We start from the raw sequence: 17,649 nt of genomic DNA, 5'->3' as shown, positions 1-17,649 counted from the left end.
CCGCACGCCGCTCAGCCGTCCCCGAGCGCGGCGCACAGGCCCCCGTCGACGACGACATCGACCCCGCTCACGTAGCTCGCCTCGTCCGACAGCAGGAAGGCGGCGACGGCGGCGACCTCCTCGTGCCGGCCAGTGCGGCCCAGCGGCGTCTGCTCGATGAGTTGCCGTACCGACTCGTACCGCGCCGCCTCCAGCCGGGTCTGCGACGTGTCGATCGCACCGGGCGAGAGGGAGCACACGCGTGCGCCCACCGGCCCGAGGCGGACCGCTTCCGCCCGGGCGAAGCGCTGCACTCCGTACGTGGCCCAGGGATAGGCCCACGCGGGGTCCTCCAGGGCGGGGCCGATCACATCACGGATCCGATCGAGGAAGCCCTCCTCGGCGGGGTCGTCCAGGACCGCGGCGACCGCCGGGTCGGGCTCGATATGGGCCATCAGCGGAGACACCGAGGCGCTGTACACGAAGGCCGTACCGGCGGCGGCCAGAGGGCGAAGCGCCTCGGCGAGCAGTACGGTCCCGAGGAAGTCGACCTCGATGATCCCGCGCCAGTCGGCGTTCTCCGGCGCCACGTTGGCGGCGTGCGCGACAGCACGCAGAGCGCCGAGCTCGCCGACCCGCCGGGACAGGCGGTCAAGGCCCTCACGATCGGTGACATCCACTGCGAAGGGCTCGACGACGGCTCTGCCGAAGCCGGACAGGTCCTTCGCGACCGCTGTCACCGCCGCGTCGTTCCGGTCCGCGAGCAGCAACACGTCCACCATGTCGGCGAGGCGCCGCGCGCATGCCTCGCCCGTCCCGCTGCCGGCACCGGTGGCAATACCTACCGTGGTCATGCGTCACTCCTCGCTCGAGACGCCCGCTGGTGGGCGCGAGTGCCTCCCGGGTGGTGAGGTCCGGGCCCGCCCCGGCATCCCACGTCTTCATCCTGTCGGGACGGACGGCGACAGTCGTCCCACTCGGGAGTCCGGAGCCCCTGAGCTCCGTCTTTAACGTACCGTTTGGTCCAACGAACTGGGAGAGGTCCCGGAGTCCACTTCCCCCGGACGCACGAAAAGCCGTCCGACGTGGCCCCGGGAGTCGATCGTCATCGATACGTCGTCACACCAAGCGGGGAGAAGAACCCATGCCACGACCGCCGGGCCACGGACCGGGCTTCGAGATCAGACGCCAGAAGATCATCGATGTCGCGGCGGAGTTGTTCGCCCGGCAGGGGTATGCGGCGACCTCCATCAACGACCTGGGCCGGGCGGTCGGACTCGCCAAGGGTGCCCTGTACTACTACATCGGCTCCAAGGAGAACCTGCTCGTCGAGATCCAGTCGCGGGTGATGGGACCGCTGCTGTCGCGGACCCGGCAGATCGCGGAACTCGACACCGACCCCCTGTTGCGGCTCCGTCTGCTCTCGGAGTCCCTGCTGACCATCATCTTCCGCAGGCTCGACCACATCTGGGTCTACGAGCACGACTACCGCAGCCTGAGCGGCCCGGAGCTGAAGACCTTGCTGGGCCAGCGTTCCGACTTCGAGGAGTTGATCTCGGGGCTGCTCTCCGAGGCCGTCGCCCAGGGCACGTTCCGTGAGCTGCCGCCGCGCCTGGCCACCCTGCAGTTCCTCAACCTCCACAACCACACGTACCAGTGGGTCAAGCCGGACGGACCGTGGGACGCGCCTTTCCTGTCCCGTGAGTACTGCGCGACGCTGTTCCGCGGCTTCGGTGCGCCCGATCACGCTCTGCCGAAGGTCGAGGAACAGGCCGAGGCGTTCAAAAGCGACCGGCCCGGCCTGCCGCTCGATCCCGAATCGGAGTGGGAGCCCCTCACCGACGACGAGTGACGGGCGGCGGCGCCGGGCGCCGCGCACCGCAAGTGGCCGTGCCCCGGGAGGGGCACGGCCTTTGGTGTAGCCGGCTACACCATCGGGTGGGGAGGGCGCTCCCTCGTGTCGAGCAGCACGGCTTGCGATCGTTGACTTACGCAAGTTCAGCGGCTGCCCCTTGGGGGTCCGCTCACTCCGGAAGGAAGTTCCTTGAAGACTCCGCCCCGCCCCGTCCTGTGGTTCCTGTTCCTGTTCAACCTCGCCGTCGCCGCCGTCGCACCCTTCGCCGTGGACGGCGCCCAGGGCGTGGCGACCGCCGTCGGCATGGGCGTGGTGTCGCTCGGTGCCGGCGTCACCCTCCTCCGGGGCCGCCGCGTACGGCCTCAGCACGGCTGACCCGACGTCGGAGGGGCGTCTGCCCGCCCTGCCGGCGACGCCTCGCGTGCGGCGGACGCCATGCCGCGCGCTCTTGAGCCGTGACCGTGCACCGCGCCCCTCATCACCTCCCCGAGCACGTTCCAGCGGAGGCGGCACTCTTGATCGAAAACCTGAGGCGAAGCCTGCGCCGGCATCCCCGTACCGCCGACGCCGCGTCCAGCGCCGCCCTCCTCGCCTGCTCCTACTCCTCCGCCCGGACCACCCTGCCGGGGCAAGGCCCCGCACTCCCCTGGTGGCCCGCCGTCCTGCTGTGCGGTGTCTCCTGTGTCGCGTTGGCAGGGCGCCGCGCTCGGCTTCGTACCGCGGTCACGGTGGCTCTGTGCTGCGTCACGGTCGCGATCGCCCTCGGCTATCTCGTCACGGTCCTCCTGCTCATGCCGGCGATGATCGCGCTCTTCTCGCTGGCCGTCCGCACCGACCGCAGGACCGCGAACGTCTTCGCCTTCTCCGGCATCACGCTGGTGACCTGCACGGCCCTGGCCGTCGCGGCCTACGAACCTCTGACGCTCAAGCTGCTCAGCCCTGCCTTCTGGCTGCTGCTGCCCACCTCTCTCGGCACCCTGACCCGGTTCCACAGGGCCTGTCTGGAGGCCGCCCAGGGCCGGGCCGAGCACGCCGAACGCACGCGGGAGCCGGAGGCACTGCGGCGGGTCACCGAGGAACGCATGCGCATCGCCCGGGACCTGCACGACGTGGTCGCTCATCACCTTCTGCTGGCCAAGATCCAGGCGGACGCCGTGGCCCGCGTCCTTCACACTCGGCCCGACGAGGCCGCGCGTCTCGCCGCCGAGCTCACCGACACCGCCTCCTCGGCACTGCGTGAACTCAAGGCCACCGTGGGCCTGCTGCGACACGTCGACGATCCGATGGAACCGCAGGCACTGGCCCCCGGCCTCGCTCGACTGCCCGCCCTGATCGCCTCTTTCGAAGCGGCCGGCCTGCGGGTCACGGTCACCGAGGAGGGCGAGCCGCGGCCGCTCACGGCCGGCGTCGACCTCACGGGCTACCGCATCGTGCAGGAGGCGCTCACGAACGTGGCCAAGCACGCGGAGACCGGCTCCGCCGAGGTTCGGCTCGTCCACGCCCGCGACCGGCTGACGCTCATCGTCACCGACGACGGACCCGGCGGAGGGGCCCGGCACCGTCATGTCGACAGTGGATTCGGACTCGTCGGCATGCGCGAACGAGCCCACTCCGTCGGCGGTCGATTGCGTGCAGGTCCGCGGGCGCGGGGCGGGTTCGAGGTGGTCGCGGACCTGCCCTTGACGTCCGGGACGGTCGGCTCGCCGGCGGTGCGCTGACGCGAAACGCGCGGCGGTCACCTTGCTCCGTCACGCCTACCCGGGCCCGAGCACAACCGAGCGGTAACTTGCGTAACTCAAGCAATCTCAATATCTTTGAGTAAGTCAAGCAATCCCTCATTGGTCCTGACGGAGGCCCTCCCATGTCCGACGCCCTTGCCCACCCCGCCGCAGCAGGGGCGTCGTCCCCGCCCCGGCCGAACGCCGTGGTGGCGGTGCTGGCCCTGGCCGGGATTGTCGTCTCCCTGATGCAGACTCTGGTCATCCCGATCGTCCCTGAGCTGCCCAAACTCCTGGACGCCCCCGCCTCCGACACCGCCTGGGCCGTCACCGCCACCCTGCTCGCCGCCTCGGTCGCCACGCCGGTCGTCGGCCGCCTGGGCGATATGTTCGGCAAGCGGAGGATGCTGCTGCTCAGCATCGTGCTGCTGGTCTCAGGGTCGGTGGTCTGTGCTCTGGCCGACTCCCTCGTGCCGATGATCATCGGCCGGGCGCTGCAGGGCCTCGCCGCGGCGGTCGTCCCGCTCGGCATCAGCATCATGCGGGACGTGCTGCCCGCCGAGCGCCTCGCCGGCTCCACCGCGCTGATGAGCGCCTCGCTCGGGGTCGGTGGCGCCCTCGGTCTGCCCGCCGCGGCGTTCATCGCCGACGAATGGGACTGGCACCTGCTGTTCTGGACCTCCGCCGCCCTCGGCGCCGTCGCCTTCCTGCTGGTCCTCACCGTGATCCCGGAGTCCAAGGTCCGCACCGGCGGCCGATTCGACCTCGTCGGCTCGCTCGGACTGTCCGCCGGTCTCATCTCGCTCCTGCTGGCCGTCTCCAAGGGCGCCGACTGGGGCTGGACCAGCGCCACCACGCTGGGCCTGGGTATCGCCGCCGTGGTGATCCTGCTCGGCTGGGGCTGGTGGGAACTCAAGTCCAGGCAGCCGCTGGTCGACCTGCGCACCACCGCTCGCCCGCAGGTGCTGTTCACCAACCTCGCCTCGGTCGCGCTCGGCTTCTCGATGTTCGCGATGTCCCTGGTCCTGCCGCAGCTGCTCCAGCTGCCCGAGCAGACCGGCTACGGTCTGGGCCGGTCCATGCTGACCGTCGGCCTGGTGCTCGCCCCGCAGGGCCTGGTGATGATGGCCATGTCCGCCGTGTCCGCCGCCATCACCAAGGCCAAGGGCCCGAAGGTGACACTGATGATCGGCGCGCTGATCGTCGCCGCCGGCTACGCCCTCAACATCGTGCTGATGAGCGAGGTCTGGCACCTCGTCCTGGTCTCCTGCATCATCGGCGGCGGCGTCGGCTTCACCTACGGCGCGATGCCCGCGCTCATCATGGGTGCCGTCCCGGAGTCGGAGACGGCCGCGGCCAACAGCCTCAACACCCTGATGCGGTCCCTGGGCACCTCGTTCGCCAGCGCCATCGCCGGTGTGATCCTGGCGCAGATGACCACCGACTTCGGCGGCTTCGCGCTGCCCTCGGAGAACGGCTTCAAGGTCGTCATGGCCATCGGCGCGGGAGCGGCGCTGCTCGCCTTCGTCCTCGCCTCCTTCATCCCGAGGCATCGCACTCCCGCCGGGCCGACGTCCGTGGCCGATCGCCCGGCACCCGCACCGGAAGCCGTCGGTGACCGGCAGTCGTAGGACAGCGCCGACGGCGGACAAGGAGGAGGCCGCCGTCCGCACCTCGGACGGCGGCCTCCCCGTGTCGTACTCACCCACCAGTGCCGGTCCCTCTCCTTCCAGCGGCGGGGAAACCCCGTTCCCTTCTCGATGGCAGACGGTCCGTCATGCGGCGCGCGCCACGGTCCACCTCTTCGTGGCCGCGGCGATCGCCTTCGGCATGTGGCTCTTCATCACCGTCCTCGAGATCGCCGTGATCGGTACGATCGCCGTCGTCGGCGCCTGGCTGCTGCCCGAGACGGTGCTGCTGATCCGGCGGATCGCCGGGGCCAAGCGCAGGCTGACCGCCACATGGACCGGCGTGAGGATCCCCGAGGCGTACCAGCCTCTCACGGGGACGATGCGTGAGCGGTGGCTCAAGGCCGTACGGGACCCCGGCACACACGTCGACGTGAGCTGGATGGTCGCCTACTGGTTCTACGGCGCGCTGCTCGCCCTCGCGTTGCCGCTGTGGCCTGTCGCGCTGATCGTCGACGGGGTGTGGTGCGGGCTGCTGCGACGTGAAGCCGTCGTCCTGCCGTTGATCGTACGCATCGCGGACCTTGAGGCCGACTGGTCGACCGCACTGCTCAAGCCGTCCCCGCAGGCACAACTGACCATCCGGGTGGAGGAACTCGCCGCGACCCGGGCCGACGCCATCGCCGCGCACGGCGCCGAACTCCGGCGTATCGAAAGGGATCTGCACGACGGCGCGCAGGCGCACCTGGTGGCACTGTCCATGCGGATCGGGCTCGCCAAGCGCGCCTACGGTCGTGACGAAGAGACCGCCCTCAGGCTGCTGACCGAGGCCCAGGAACAGGCTGAGAAAGCGCTCACGGAGCTACGGCAGGTCGTGCGCGGGATCCACCCGCCGATCCTCAGCGACCGTGGACTCGTCGGCGCGGTGCGGGCCCTCGCGGCCGGTAGCGGACTGGACGTCACCGTGGATGTCACCGGCCTGGACGCCGGCCTGAGAGCGCCGGCGGCCGTGGAGGCCGCGGCCTACTTCGCGGTCGCCGAGTCCCTCACCAACGTGGCCAAGTACAGCGGGGTCTCCCGTGCCGAGGTGCACCTGGTGCGGGTCCGACGTGGCCTGCGGGTTCGGGTCAGGGACGAGGGCCGCGGCGGCGCCGACGAAACCGACGGCTCGGGGTTGCTCGGCATGCGGCGCCGCGTCGCCGCACTGGACGGGACCATGGAGGTGGCCAGCCCCGTCGGGGGACCGACCTTGATCAGTGTGGAGCTGCCGTGCGTGTGGTGACGGCCACCCCGCTACGGCAGCCCCACCCGGCTATGCCGTAGCGGGCGCGGTGTCGGCGGCGAGCGTCCACACGACGGTGTCGGTGTGTGTGGAGCCGTTGATGGTCGCGGTCACCGCCACGGTGTTCTCGCCCGCTCGCAGCGTGACGTCGGTCCATCGGAAGATGCGGTCGCCGCTGCGCAGGGCCCCGAGCGGGGTGCCGTTGAGGGTGGCGGTGACCTCGTCGGCGTTGGAGTAGACCTTGAGTTCGGTGTGCGCGTCGGTGCGCCGGGTCCAGCGGCGGCTGGCGATGTGGAGGGTGGGCGTGGTCGCCCAGTTGGCCTTGTACCAGTAGAAGGCGTCCTTGCGGATCTGCCGGTCGTGGGTGACCAGACCCTTGTCGTTGATGCCGGGCCGGCCTCCTTCGTTGCGGCCGTCGGAGGCGAAGTCGAACATGGCCCAGACGTAACTGCCCCAGATGTAGGGGCGGGCGGCGAGTTGTTTCCAGTACGCCTCGTGGAACAGCGACTGGTACTCCTCGGGGTGCCAGGTACCGCCCGGTTCGGGCCGGGGCGGGTTCAGCGCGTGCTGCGCGGTGTCGGCGCCGGCGCCGTACTCGGAGATGCCGATCCGGCGGGACGGGGAACTCGTGTGCAGGCGGTCGGCCCAGGCGCCGAGTTCGGCGTCCTTGGAGCCGTAGTACCAGCCGAGATACTTGTTGAAGCCGGTCGTCCGGGTGTGCAGTCCGGCCTGCGCGTCGTCGGGGTCCTCGCTGCGCACCGCATAGGTGGAGAGCCGGCCCGGGTCCTCGGACTCGATGATGCGCGCCAGGGACTGGAGCAGTGTGTTGGTGGCGGTGCCGTTGTAGTCGGTGAGTTCGTTGCCGATGCCCCAGAAGACGATCGACGGGTGGTTGTAGTTCTGCCGGATCAACTCTCTTAGTTGGTTCTGGGTGCTCGTCGTGAAGGCGGTCGAGTCGGTGACGGTGTTGACCAGGGGGATCTCCGCCCACACGACCAGGCCGCGTTCGTCGGCGAGTTCGTAGTCCTTCTGGTCGTGCTGGTAGTGCGCCATCCGTACGGTGTTGGCGCCGAGTTCCCGGATGAGGTCGAAGTCCTGGGTGTGGTCGGCGTCGCTCAGTGCCCAGCCCTTGCCCATCCGCTCTTGGTGCAGGTTGACGCCGTGCAGGCCCACCTGCCTGCCGTTGAGGTGGAAGCCGGTGTCGGCGTCGACGGTGAGGGAACGCAGGCCCAGGCGTTCGGTCACCACGTCCGCGATCCGGTCCGCGCCCGCGGTCACGTCATGGATCTCGACGCTCACGTTGTAGAGGTACGCATCCGCCAGCCCGTTCCACAGGCGTGGCCGGTCGATGCGGACCGTCTGGCTGACCTCAGCGCCGGTGGCCGCGGCGACGGTCTGTGCGGTGCCGCGGGCTTCCGCGACGATGGTCCCGCCCTGGTCGGCGATGACACTGCGGACCACCACCGACCTGGTGCCGCCGCTGTCGTTCCACAGCTTCGTCGTCACGGTCACCGTGGCCGCCGTCGCGGACACCTCGCTCTGGCGCAGGTACACGCCGGGTCCCGCGTAGTCCTCCATCCGCACATGGAGGGTGTCGAGGGCCCACAGGCTCACGTTGCGGTAGATGCCGCCCTCGAAGCTGTAGTCCGCGTTCACCGGTGCGATGCCGGTGTCGCGGGTGTTGGTCACCCGCACCGCGATCACGTTGTCCGGGCCCGGGGCCAGCACGCCGGTGACGCGGAACCTGAACCGGGCGTAACCCCCTTCGTGCTGCCCGAGATAGGTGCCGTTGACCCAGACGTCGGCGACCTGATTGACCCCGGCGAACTGCAAGTACAGCTGCTTCCCTGCAAGTTGCGACGGAACGGTGTAGTGGCGGCGATACCAGCCCACACCTCGGTAGTAGTTGTTGCCGCCGTCGGCGCCGTCGAAGGCGTTCCAGGTGTGGGGCGTGTTCACCGGCGTCCACGCGGAGTCGTCGAAGCCGGGCTTTTCGGCGCCGGGGGCATCCGCTCTGAGGAACCGCCAGCCCGCGTTGAGATCGATGCGGAGGCGCGGGGTCGGCGCCGTGTACGTCGCTGCCGAGGAGGCGGCGCCGGCCTTCGGGGTGGCCGTCAGCGAGGCCAGCACTCCCCCGGCCGTCCCGCTGAGCACCTGTCGACGCGTGGGCGAACCTGGCATTCGAGAACTCCTCTTCTCTTGGGGCGAGTTGGGCGTGCTATACGACGCGCAGTTCGGCGAGCTGGAGTCGGTACTTGGCGGTCTCGTCGGCGGCCGGCGCGCCGAGCCTGGTGGCCTTCAGGCGCAGATGGCGTCCGGTGGCGGAGGTGAGGGGGTAGGTCTGGGCGGCGCCGCCGGGGTCGGGCTGACCGGTGACGGTCAGGGCGGTGGTGTAGGCGGTGCCGCCGTCGGCCCGGGTCTGGAGGGTGAAGTCGACCGGGAAGCCCGCACTGCCACCGCCGGCCGCCGCCGTGTCGCTGCGGGGGTGGAGGACGACGGACCCGATGGCACGGTCGGCACCGAGGTCGACCTCGATCCACACGGGCGTGGCGCTGACATCGGCGGCCGGGAAGTCGATGCTGGTGAAACCCTTGCCACCGGACACGCTGGTGAGCGTGCCGTCCAGCAGGCGCGTCTTGCCCCAGTCGCCGTTCTCCAGGGGGTAGTTGCTGGTGACGGTGGTCGCGGCGGTGGGCACGGTCAGTTCGGCGAGTTGCAGGCGGTACTTCGCCGTCTCGTCGGCGGCGGGCGCGCCGAACCTGGTGGCCTGTAGGCGGAGGTAGCGGCCGGTGGTGGTCCTGAAGCCGTAGGTCTGGACGCGCCCGTCCGGGTTCGGCTGGCCCGTGACCGTGCGGACAGTGGTGTAGGTGGTGCCACCGTCGGGACGGGTCTGGAGGGTGAAGTCGACCGGGAAGCCCGCGCTACCGCCTCCGGCCGCCGCGGTGTCGGTGCGCGGGAAGAGCCGTACGGCGTCGAGGTCGGTGTCGGCGCCGAGGTCGATCTCGACCCAGACCGGGTTGGCGCCGGCATCGGCGGAGGCGAACTCGTTGCTGGTGAAGCCCTTGGCGCCGGTCACACTCGTGAGCCTGCCGTCGGTGAGGCGGTCGCGGCCCCAGTCGCCGTTCTCCAGGCTGTTGTTGCTGCTGACCGGTCGCCCCAGGGCGAGGTCGTCGAGACGGCCGGCGCCGGTGACCGTGAACGTCCAACTCCCCGGTTTCACGGTGAAGTAGACGTAGGAGGCGTCTTTGCTCTCGTACGTGAGGCCGGGCACGCCACTGGTGGGGGAACCGCCGCTGAAGACGGTGGTGCCGCCCGCCTTCACGACCGGTGAGGAGCCTCGGTAGGTCGGGAGGCCCACCCGCGCGGTGGTTCCGCTCGGCGAGGTGAGGGTCAGGGCCACCTGGCTGCCGTCGCGTGTGAGGGCGAAGCGGATGTTCCCCTGGACGGTGGGCACGACGGTGTCGAGCGTCGTCAGGGTGCCGGTCTGCGGGACGATCTCGTACGTCGTCCAGCCCGGCCGGGTCGGGCGCACCCCGGCGGCGTAGGCGGACAGGGCGTACAACGGGCCGCCGTTCCAGGCGTGGTTGTCGGTGCCGTCGGCCTTGGTCCACAGCTCCCACAGCGTGTGGCAGGCGGGATCGGCGACCTGTGCGGCGTACCGGTTGCGCATCCGCTCCTCGGCGACGACGGGCGCGCCCATGAGGTAGAGCGCCTCCAGGACGTAGAACTCCATGTAGGGGCTGGCGTTGAGGTGGGTGCGCAGTACCTCGGTGACCGGCCGGTGACGGGCGGCAGGGGCGAGTCCGGCGACGACGGCGAGGGCGTTGGCGCGGTCGTCGGTGTCGCCGTTGTAGCCAGGTGAGCGGTACTCGTTCCTGGACGCGTTCCACAGCACGCGGTCGAAGTTGGCGTTGATGCTGTCGCGCCGGGTCTGCCAGCCGGTCACGTCACCGCTGTTGCCGCTGAGGTCGGCGAGCTTGGCCGCGGTGTCCAGGGCCAGGTAGTACCAGCAGTTGTCCAGGACCCGGGCGTCGATGTTGGCGCCCCAGTCCTCCCAGTCCCAGTCGCCCGCCCGGTGGTTGACGAGGCCGTCACTGTCCAGGCTCCACAGCTGGAGGTACCTCTTCACCGCCGGGTAGGCGCCGGTGACCGCGCTCGCGTCGCCGGTGTAGAGGTAGTACGTCCAGAACGACCAGACCGAGGCGAGCATCTGCACAGGGAGTTCGGCGGTCCAGATGGTCGTCGGGACCGGCGAGTAGAGCGCCCCGCTGTCCTTCTGCCAGGCGGCGAGCTGGGCGATGGCCTTCTTGCCGAGGGCGTGGGCGCGGGTGTCGAAGGTGTAGAAGCCCTCTTTGAGCTGGTTGACCACATCGCCCCACCACTGGGCGCGTTCGCGGGTGGGGCAGTCCATGTAGTTGTCGCGCATGTTGACGTACATGGTTCGGGCGGCCTTGGCCCACAGGGTGTCGAGGAAGGCGTCGCTGCTGCTGAAGGAACCGGTGAAGTCGGTGTCGTAGCCGGACTCCCGGTACTTCAGGTCCAGGATGCGCACGCCGGCCGGGATCGTGTACTTGACGGCGGTGCCGCTCATCCAGGCCAGGGGCTCGAACTCCTGGACGCCGCCGGTGCAGACGTAGGTGGCACGTACGTTGTACTGCGTGCCGGGCTCGATCCCGGTCAGGCCCGCGCCGTCGTCGTAGTGGTCGCTCTGGACGCCGATCACCGCGCCGGCCGGGGCGTCGACCTTCAGGAACGGGGTCACCTGGATGTTGGACGGCAGCGCGCCCGTGATCGCGGTGGCGCCCTGTCCGGCGGTCGGCAGCGAGGCGGCGTTGGTGTAGGCCCGCAGACCGGAGTAGCGGAACTGCGGGATCGGCCGCTGGACGAGGGCGTTCCACGGTGCGGCACCGGCCGCGCCGAAGTCGGTCGGCGCGCTCCAGCCGACGTCGTCGAAGCCGGGTGACCGCCAGCCCGACACGACGGCGGCGGCTCGGGCGTCGTAGAAGATGTTGGACTCGGGCAGCCGGAAGTTGACCTGTGTACCGCCGGTGTTGTTCGAGTAGCCGGGGTGGACGGTGTGCTTCCAGCTGGTGTCACTGATCAGCCGGGTGGTCGTCGAGCCGGTCTGGATGTCGGACTGGAACAGCAGTCCGCCCTTGCCGCTGCCGTGGTGCGAGAAGCCCTCCTTGCCGAAGTACCAGACCAGCAGGGCGACCGTGTTGGTGCCGGTGGTGAGGTGCGGGGCGAGGTCGATCTCGTCGTAGTAGGTGTCCGTGCGGTTCGGGCCGCGCTTGAGTCCGCCGTCGAAGACGACCAGCGTGCCGTTGACCCACAGCCAGTACTTGGAGTCCGCGGCGATCTGTGTCACCGCCTTCGAGGGTGCGGCGTTCAGGGTGAACTTCTTGCGGAACGCCACCCATTGGTTGGTTGCGCTGGACGGCGCCCAGATCCAGCGCGCGCTCCAGGAGACCGCGGCGTCTGCCGTGGAGGCGAACCCCGGCAGCAGCGTCGAGCCGAGGGTGGGCGCGAGGGCGACGGCGATGGCGGAGCGCAGAACGGACCGGCGAGGGATGCACTGCATGGGGCACCTTCGGATGGGGGTGGGTGGGGGTGGGGGTGCGCGTGCTCGCGTGAATCGATTCAGTAAGGCCGGGCTCGCTGAACTGGTCAGCGAGCCCGGGAGGGGGGTCAGTTGATGCGGACGATCTTCCAGAGCTGGTCGTCGACGTCGAGGCTGTTCCACTGGATGACGGCCCCGCCGTCGGCGGTGGAGGACTGGGCGATACCGGCGACGAGGGCGCTGTTCACGTTGCGGAGCCGGTAGTAGCCGTCACCCGCGTCGGTGAGGGTCCATTTCTGGGAGTCGGAGCTGGAGGCGGTGTTCTGGACGACGGCGGCGCCCGCGGTGCCGGAGGAGTCGCGGATGTCCAGGTTGAGGTTGCTGTTGACGTTCCTGATCGTCCAGGCTCCGCCGCCCGCGGACTGGAAGGTGAACAGCTGGCAGAAGCAGGCGGAGTTGCGCCACTGGTCGGCGGCCGTGTTGGTGGCGGTGGAGGCCTGCGGGATGTCGAGGTTCTTGCCGCTGTTCTTGTTGACCAGGACGTACTGACCGGTGCCCAGCGGCGGCAGGGCGGTCTGCGCGAGGTTCCAGCGCTGGCAGGCGCAGCCGGTGCTGCTCCACTGGGCGGCGGTGGTGCCGGTGGCCGTGGAGGCGTTGGGGATCTCCAGGAACTTGCCGGTGACACGGTTGGTGATCGTATAACCGCCGGACTGGTGCGGGGAGACGGCCCACTCATGGTCGAGGGTGCCGTTGTCGTCCCACTGGAGGACCCTCGCGCCGTCGGCGGTGGACTGGTTCTCCACGCCGAGGACCTTGCCGCTGGCCACGTTGAAGATCTTGAAGTAGCCGGAGGACTGCTGGACGAAGCGCCACTGCTGGTCACCGGCGTTGGTGGTCGCCTGCTGGGTGGCGGTGGTGCCGTTGGCGGTGGAGCCGCCCGCGATGGTGAGCTTCAGGCCGCTGTTCGCGTTGGCGACGGTGTAGGTGGCGCCGTTCGAGATGCCACCGCCCAGGTCGACGACGCTGTACGTCAGCGGGTTGACGCCGGTGCTGCGCGCGCGTCCTCCGCTGAACACCATCAGGCTGTGCCCGTCGGGCAGCGGGAGCATGCCGCGGCTGTATCCGCCCGCGACATTGGAGCGCATGCGGTTCCAGGCGTTGGCGGCACCGTTCTCGGTGTTGACGAACAGGTCGTCCTGGCTCTCGCCGCTCAGTACGAGGGTGCCGTTGGGGCCGCCGGTGGGCAGCCAGGTGATGAAGGGCGCGCCGCTCGGGATGACGCCGTCGGTCGACCGCAGCACGTGGCCGGTGACGGAACCGAAGCCCTCCGGGTCGGCGGAGATCTTGTAGTAGACGGAGCATCTGCCCTCGGGGGCGTTGCAGTACTCGTAGCTCATCACGTAGTTGCCGTTCGGCAGCCGGGTGACCACCGGCATACCGGGCCGGTCCGCGTAGGTGGGCATCGACACGTCGTCCACGACCGCGCCCCAGTTGCGCAGGTCCGTGGAGACCTGGTGCACGATCTCCTGGCCGTGCGCGGTGTCCCGCTGGTCGGAGTAGTAGACGACGAGCCGGTCGCCGGAGAGCAGGAAGTAGGGCTCCCACACCGGGGTGTGTCCGTTGCTGGATATCGCCTCGCCGCCGGTGGCGATGTTGGTGACGAACGTCCAGCTCTGCCCTCGGTCGGTGCTGGCGTACAGGTCGATCTTGGTCCCGCCCCGGTTGGCCGGGACGGAGTCACCGGCGGCCAGGATCGTGCCGGCGGGGAAGCCGCCCATGGCGCGGGGAAGTTCGAACAGCTCGGGCTCCCAGCGCATGCCCCAGCCGTTCTGGGTGTCGGCGACCTCGGAGATCTTCGTCCACGAGGTGCCGTTGTCGGTGCTGCGGTAGATCGGGAAGACGGGAGTGCCGTTGGTGTACTGCTCGAAGGTGGCGAGGATGGTGCCGTTGGCGGCCCCGTTGTTCTGGAGACGCATCGCGCGGGGATAGAACGTTCCGGGCGAGGGCGCGTCCGCGGGCGGGGTGTACAGGGTCTGCGACGGACGGGTCTCCGCCGCCGCACGGCCCGCGGCCGGCAGGGTCAGGGTCGCCACCGCGGCGAGCAGGGACACCATCAAGGCCAGCAGCGTACGGAAATGTGGAGCGGCGCCGGGTCTGGCGCCTTGCTGTGCAGGGGACATGTGCGGCTCCGTTGAGGGGAAGGGGGGTGTTTTGGTGCCCGCCGCTCCTGGGTCCCGACGGGTCCGGGATCGGCGGGGTCCATAAGCGGGGCATGCGCGGGCGCGGCGGGTGGTGCCGTCACCGTGCGGGATCACCTCGCCGGTGACGGACAGCAGCGCGTGAACGCCCCGAGGGGGGTGGTGCGACGGGGCTCAGGTGGTGGTGCGTCGCGCCGTACGGCTCCGGCGGGACGGCGGGGGCGCGGTCGAGCCGCGGACGACGAGTTCGACGGGCGGCTCCCCCGCCTGCGGCGGTTCGGTGTCGGGCTGCTCGATGGCGTGCACCAGCAGGCCGATCCCCTCCCGCGCGGCGGCCTGGAACGGCTGCCGGACGGTGGTCAGAGGCGGGGACACATAGGCGAAGACGGGGTTGCCGTCGAAGCCGACGACACTCATGTCCTCCGGCACCCGGCGGCCCGCTTCCCGCAGGGCGTGGATCAGGCCGATGGCCATCTCGTCGCCGGCGGCGAACACCGCGGTCACGGAGGTGTCCGAGGCGAGCGCACGGCCCGCCGCGTACCCGGAGGCGGCGGACCAGTCGCCGTTCAGCAGCGGCGGTTCGTGCGCGCCCCGCGCCGCCAGTGCCGCCCGCCATCCCTCGATGCGGTCCTTGGTGGCGTACCACTGCCGAGGACCCGCCAGATGATGGACGGTCTCGTGCCCCAGGTCCAGCAGGTGTTCGGTGGCGGCGCGCGCCAGGTCATGGGCGCCCACGCCGACGGTCAGCGTCCGGGAGGCGGTGAAGCCGGGTGCGGGTGGTGCTCCGACGAAGAGGACGGGTACGTCCACGCGCAGCGCGACCTCGCCTTTCACGATGGGTTCGGAGACGATGACGCCGTCCACGCCCTGTTCGAGGAGTGACTCGACGGCACCGGTGATGTCGTCCGGAGCGCCGTCCGGCGTGTTGACCACACGGAGCGTGTATCCGGCGTCCCGCACGGCCTGCTCGATGTGTACGAGCAGGGAGGCCGTGCCGAACCCGGCTGTACCGAGCGCGACGACGCCGATGGAGCGGGTGCGGCCGGACGCCAGCGCTCTGGCCGCCTGGTTCAGCCGGTATCCGAGTTCCTCGGCGGCCGCGAGGACACGTCGGCGGGCCTCGTCGGAGACGTACGGTTCGCCGTTGAGGACGCGAGAGACCGTCTTGCGCGACACTCCCGCGACCCGAGCGACGTCCGCACTGCGCGGCGCGGTGGAAGCCGCGGCGCGCTCCCCTTCTGGTGCCATGAAGTCTCCTTACAGCGTCGTTCCCCATCGAATGACGCCACGATATGACCGCGCGGTCTGACCGCGCGGTCATATCTACGCAGCGAGCCCCACCGCGCGTCAAGACGTCGCGCATCGCCTTTCTGACCGACAGATGTGCCGCACAGGCCGTCAAGGCCGGGTACGGGAGACGAGGAAGGGGCACGTTCTCCCAGTTCAAGTGACTAATGACCGAACCGCCACCCCTGGGTCAGGAGGTTCGGAACAGACGGGCGACGCGGATCCCGGACGTGACGCGAACAAATCGCGCCAGCCCCGAAGGCTTGACACTGACCCCGCACAACGTTCACGCTTCCTGGCATCTCGCCGATCGGCTTTGTTCGATCGAGTTGATTTTTGGTCGCTTCATCGACCGCCCCCTCCCCTCGCCATACCCGGCTGACGTGCCCTGCCCGTGTGCCGTCGCCCCCTCAGGAGCCGAAATGCACGTTTCACCCTCTGGTTCTCCCCTGTCCGGCACCAGCCGCAGATCCCTGCTGCGCGGCATGGGCGGCGCCGCCGTACTCGGCGCCGGCATCCCCCTGCTCAGCGCCTGCGGCGGCAGCGGTGCCTCCTCCGACCCGAAGACCGTCACCCTCGGCTCCAACCAGTCCGACGCGGTGCCGAAGAAGGCCTACGGGGAGATCTACTCGGCTTTCACCAAGCAGTCCGGGATCACGGTCGACGTGAACACCAAGGACCACAACACGTTCCAGGAGCAGATCAACTCCTACCTCCAGGGCACACCGGACGACGTGTTCAACTGGTTCGCCGGCTACCGGATGCAGTTCTTCGCCGAGAAGGGCCTGGCCTCCCCGATCGACGACGTGTGGGCGAAGATCGGGGACAACTTCCCCGAGGCGATGAAGAAGCTCAGCAAGGGCGCGGACGGCAAGTACTACTTCGTGCCGCTGACGACGTCCCTGTGGGCGGTCTTCTACCGCAAGAGCGTCTTCAAGCAGTACGGCTACGAAGTTCCCACCAGCTGGGACCAGTTCATCGCCCTGTGCAAGCAGATGCAGAAGGACAAGCTCGTCCCCATCGCCTTCGGCGACAAGGACGCCTGGCCGGCAATGGGCACCTTCGACCAGATCAACTTCCGGCTCAACGGCTACGACTTCCACGTCGAACTGATGGCGGGCAAGGCCTCCTGGACCGACGCCAAGGTCAAGGCGGTCTTCGACCACTGGTCGGAGATCCTGCCCTACCACCAGGACGGGTTCATGGGCCGCACCTGGCAGGACGCCGCGCAGACCCTGGTGTCGAAGAAGGCCGGCATGTACGTCTTCGGCTCCTTCGTGGCACAGCAGTTCACCGCCAAGGCCGACCTGGACGACCTGGACTTCTTCGCCTTCCCGGAGATCGACTCCGCATACGGCCAGGACACCGTCGAGGCGCCGACCGACGGCTTCATGCTCTCCAAGTCGCCCAAGAACAAGGCGGGTTCCGTCCAGCTGCTGGAGTACCTGGGAAGCCCGGCCGCCGAGGGAATCTACGTCAAGTCCGACTCCAGCCTGGTGGCCTCCTCCCACAAGGCCGACACCACCTCCTACACGGCGCTGCAGAAGAAGGCGTTCGACATGATCTCCGGCGCGAAGAGCCTCACCCAGTTCATGGACCGCGACAGCCGCCCCGACTTCACCTCGACGGTGATGCAGCCCGCGCTCCAGAACTTCCTGCGCAACCCCAAGAACGTCGACAGCATTCTGTCGTCGGTCGAACGTCAGAAGAAGACGATCTTCGCCTCGGCATGAGCGGCACGATGACCACCGAAACCCACACCAAGAGCCCGGCGACGGCCCCCGTGCCTTCCCCGGGCCCCGCCCACCGGAAAAGGCGCGTCCCGCAGGGACACAAGCGCCTGTTGACGCGCCGCGACCGGATCACCCTCGGTCTGATGGCGGGCGTGCCGACGATTTTGCATGTCGCCCTCGTCTGGCTCACCGCGCTCGCCTCGATCGCTTTGGCGTTCACGACCTGGGACGGCATCGGGTTCGACTCGATCAAGTGGGTCGGCCTGGACAACTTCCGTGAACTGTTCACCACCAACCCGCAGTTCTGGCCCGCCGTCCAGCACAACGTGATCTGGTTCGTGGTGCTGATCCTGCTGCCCACCCCGTTCGGCCTGTTCCTGGCCGTGCAGCTGGACAAGAAGATCCGGTT

12 protein-coding genes are annotated in these 17,649 nt (G+C 69.5%); 7 read left to right on the top strand and 5 right to left on the bottom strand.

The features are described 5' to 3' along the window. Positions 1–11: 11 nt before the first annotated feature. Positions 12–833: an SDR family oxidoreductase gene (locus ACIHIX_RS44125; RefSeq protein WP_399966261.1), complete on the bottom strand. Its 822-nt coding sequence runs from the start codon at positions 831–833 to the stop codon at positions 12–14. A gap of 290 nt (positions 834–1,123) precedes the next feature. Between ACIHIX_RS44125 and ACIHIX_RS44120 the strand changes: the two genes are divergently transcribed. The 5 genes from ACIHIX_RS44120 to ACIHIX_RS44100 all read left to right on the top strand — a co-directional run bounded on the left by ACIHIX_RS44120 (position 1,124) and on the right by ACIHIX_RS44100 (position 6,462). Next, positions 1,124–1,831, top strand: coding sequence for a TetR/AcrR family transcriptional regulator (locus ACIHIX_RS44120; protein ID WP_399966260.1), 708 nt, complete (start codon positions 1,124–1,126; stop codon positions 1,829–1,831). Between the two features lie 192 nt (positions 1,832–2,023). Next, positions 2,024–2,209, top strand: coding sequence for a hypothetical protein (locus ACIHIX_RS44115; protein WP_399966259.1), 186 nt, complete (start codon positions 2,024–2,026; stop codon positions 2,207–2,209). A gap of 140 nt (positions 2,210–2,349) precedes the next feature. Further along, positions 2,350–3,552, top strand: a complete 1,203-nt coding sequence (locus ACIHIX_RS44110) for a sensor histidine kinase (RefSeq protein ID WP_399966258.1) — start codon at positions 2,350–2,352, stop codon at positions 3,550–3,552. A gap of 143 nt (positions 3,553–3,695) precedes the next feature. Beyond that, positions 3,696–5,183: an MFS transporter gene (locus tag ACIHIX_RS44105; RefSeq protein ID WP_399966257.1), complete on the top strand. Its 1,488-nt coding sequence runs from the start codon at positions 3,696–3,698 to the stop codon at positions 5,181–5,183. 175 nt (positions 5,184–5,358) lie between these two features. Beyond that, positions 5,359–6,462, top strand: coding sequence for a sensor histidine kinase (locus tag ACIHIX_RS44100; protein ID WP_399966363.1), 1,104 nt, complete (start codon positions 5,359–5,361; stop codon positions 6,460–6,462). A gap of 30 nt (positions 6,463–6,492) precedes the next feature. Here the strand turns inward: ACIHIX_RS44100 and ACIHIX_RS44095 are convergent, their stop codons facing one another. The 4 genes from ACIHIX_RS44095 to ACIHIX_RS44080 all read right to left on the bottom strand — a co-directional run bounded on the left by ACIHIX_RS44095 (position 6,493) and on the right by ACIHIX_RS44080 (position 15,468). Then, the gene (locus ACIHIX_RS44095) at positions 6,493–8,643 is read right to left on the bottom strand and encodes a glycoside hydrolase family 2 protein (protein ID WP_399966256.1); all 2,151 of its coding nucleotides are present in this window, start codon (positions 8,641–8,643) and stop codon (positions 6,493–6,495) included. Between the two features lie 37 nt (positions 8,644–8,680). Beyond that, the gene (locus ACIHIX_RS44090) at positions 8,681–12,043 is read right to left on the bottom strand and encodes a discoidin domain-containing protein (RefSeq protein WP_399966255.1); all 3,363 of its coding nucleotides are present in this window, start codon (positions 12,041–12,043) and stop codon (positions 8,681–8,683) included. A gap of 107 nt (positions 12,044–12,150) precedes the next feature. Beyond that, a complete protein-coding gene (locus ACIHIX_RS44085; protein WP_399966254.1) occupies positions 12,151–14,202 on the bottom strand; it encodes an RICIN domain-containing protein in 2,052 nt (683 codons plus the stop codon). A 192-nt stretch (positions 14,203–14,394) separates the two neighbouring features. Next, complete coding sequence (locus ACIHIX_RS44080) at positions 14,395–15,468, bottom strand: LacI family DNA-binding transcriptional regulator (protein WP_399966253.1); 1,074 nt, start codon at positions 15,466–15,468, stop codon at positions 14,395–14,397. Positions 15,469–15,929: 461 nt separating this feature from the next. On the opposite strand from ACIHIX_RS44080, the gene ACIHIX_RS44075 reads away from it, so the two are divergent. Together ACIHIX_RS44075 and ACIHIX_RS44070 are read left to right on the top strand one after the other, a co-directional pair. Then, positions 15,930–17,240, top strand: coding sequence for an ABC transporter substrate-binding protein (locus ACIHIX_RS44075; RefSeq protein WP_399966252.1), 1,311 nt, complete (start codon positions 15,930–15,932; stop codon positions 17,238–17,240). A gap of 8 nt (positions 17,241–17,248) precedes the next feature. Beyond that, the coding region (locus ACIHIX_RS44070; RefSeq protein ID WP_399966251.1) for a carbohydrate ABC transporter permease at positions 17,249–17,649 on the top strand (401 nt) is incomplete at its 3' end.

Origin of the sequence: Streptomyces sp. NPDC051913, from assembly GCF_044593635.1 — a bacterium.
GTDB lineage: Bacteria > Actinomycetota > Actinomycetes > Streptomycetales > Streptomycetaceae > Streptomyces.
This window is presented reverse-complemented; position numbering and strand designations above follow the sequence as displayed.

Excerpts from the sequence above, each read along its gene's own strand:
- ACIHIX_RS44125 (WP_399966261.1), bottom strand. The coding sequence starts at position 833 with ATGACCACGGTAGGTATTGCCACCGGTGCCGGCAGCGGGACGGGCGAG.
- ACIHIX_RS44120 (WP_399966260.1), top strand. The coding sequence starts at position 1,124 with ATGCCACGACCGCCGGGCCACGGACCGGGCTTCGAGATCAGACGCCAG.
- ACIHIX_RS44105 (WP_399966257.1), top strand. The coding sequence starts at position 3,696 with ATGTCCGACGCCCTTGCCCACCCCGCCGCAGCAGGGGCGTCGTCCCCG.
- ACIHIX_RS44095 (WP_399966256.1), bottom strand. The coding sequence starts at position 8,643 with ATGCCAGGTTCGCCCACGCGTCGACAGGTGCTCAGCGGGACGGCCGGG.
- ACIHIX_RS44090 (WP_399966255.1), bottom strand. The coding sequence starts at position 12,043 with ATGCAGTGCATCCCTCGCCGGTCCGTTCTGCGCTCCGCCATCGCCGTC.
- ACIHIX_RS44085 (WP_399966254.1), bottom strand. The coding sequence starts at position 14,202 with ATGTCCCCTGCACAGCAAGGCGCCAGACCCGGCGCCGCTCCACATTTC.
- ACIHIX_RS44080 (WP_399966253.1), bottom strand. The coding sequence starts at position 15,468 with ATGGCACCAGAAGGGGAGCGCGCCGCGGCTTCCACCGCGCCGCGCAGT.
- ACIHIX_RS44075 (WP_399966252.1), top strand. The coding sequence starts at position 15,930 with ATGCACGTTTCACCCTCTGGTTCTCCCCTGTCCGGCACCAGCCGCAGA.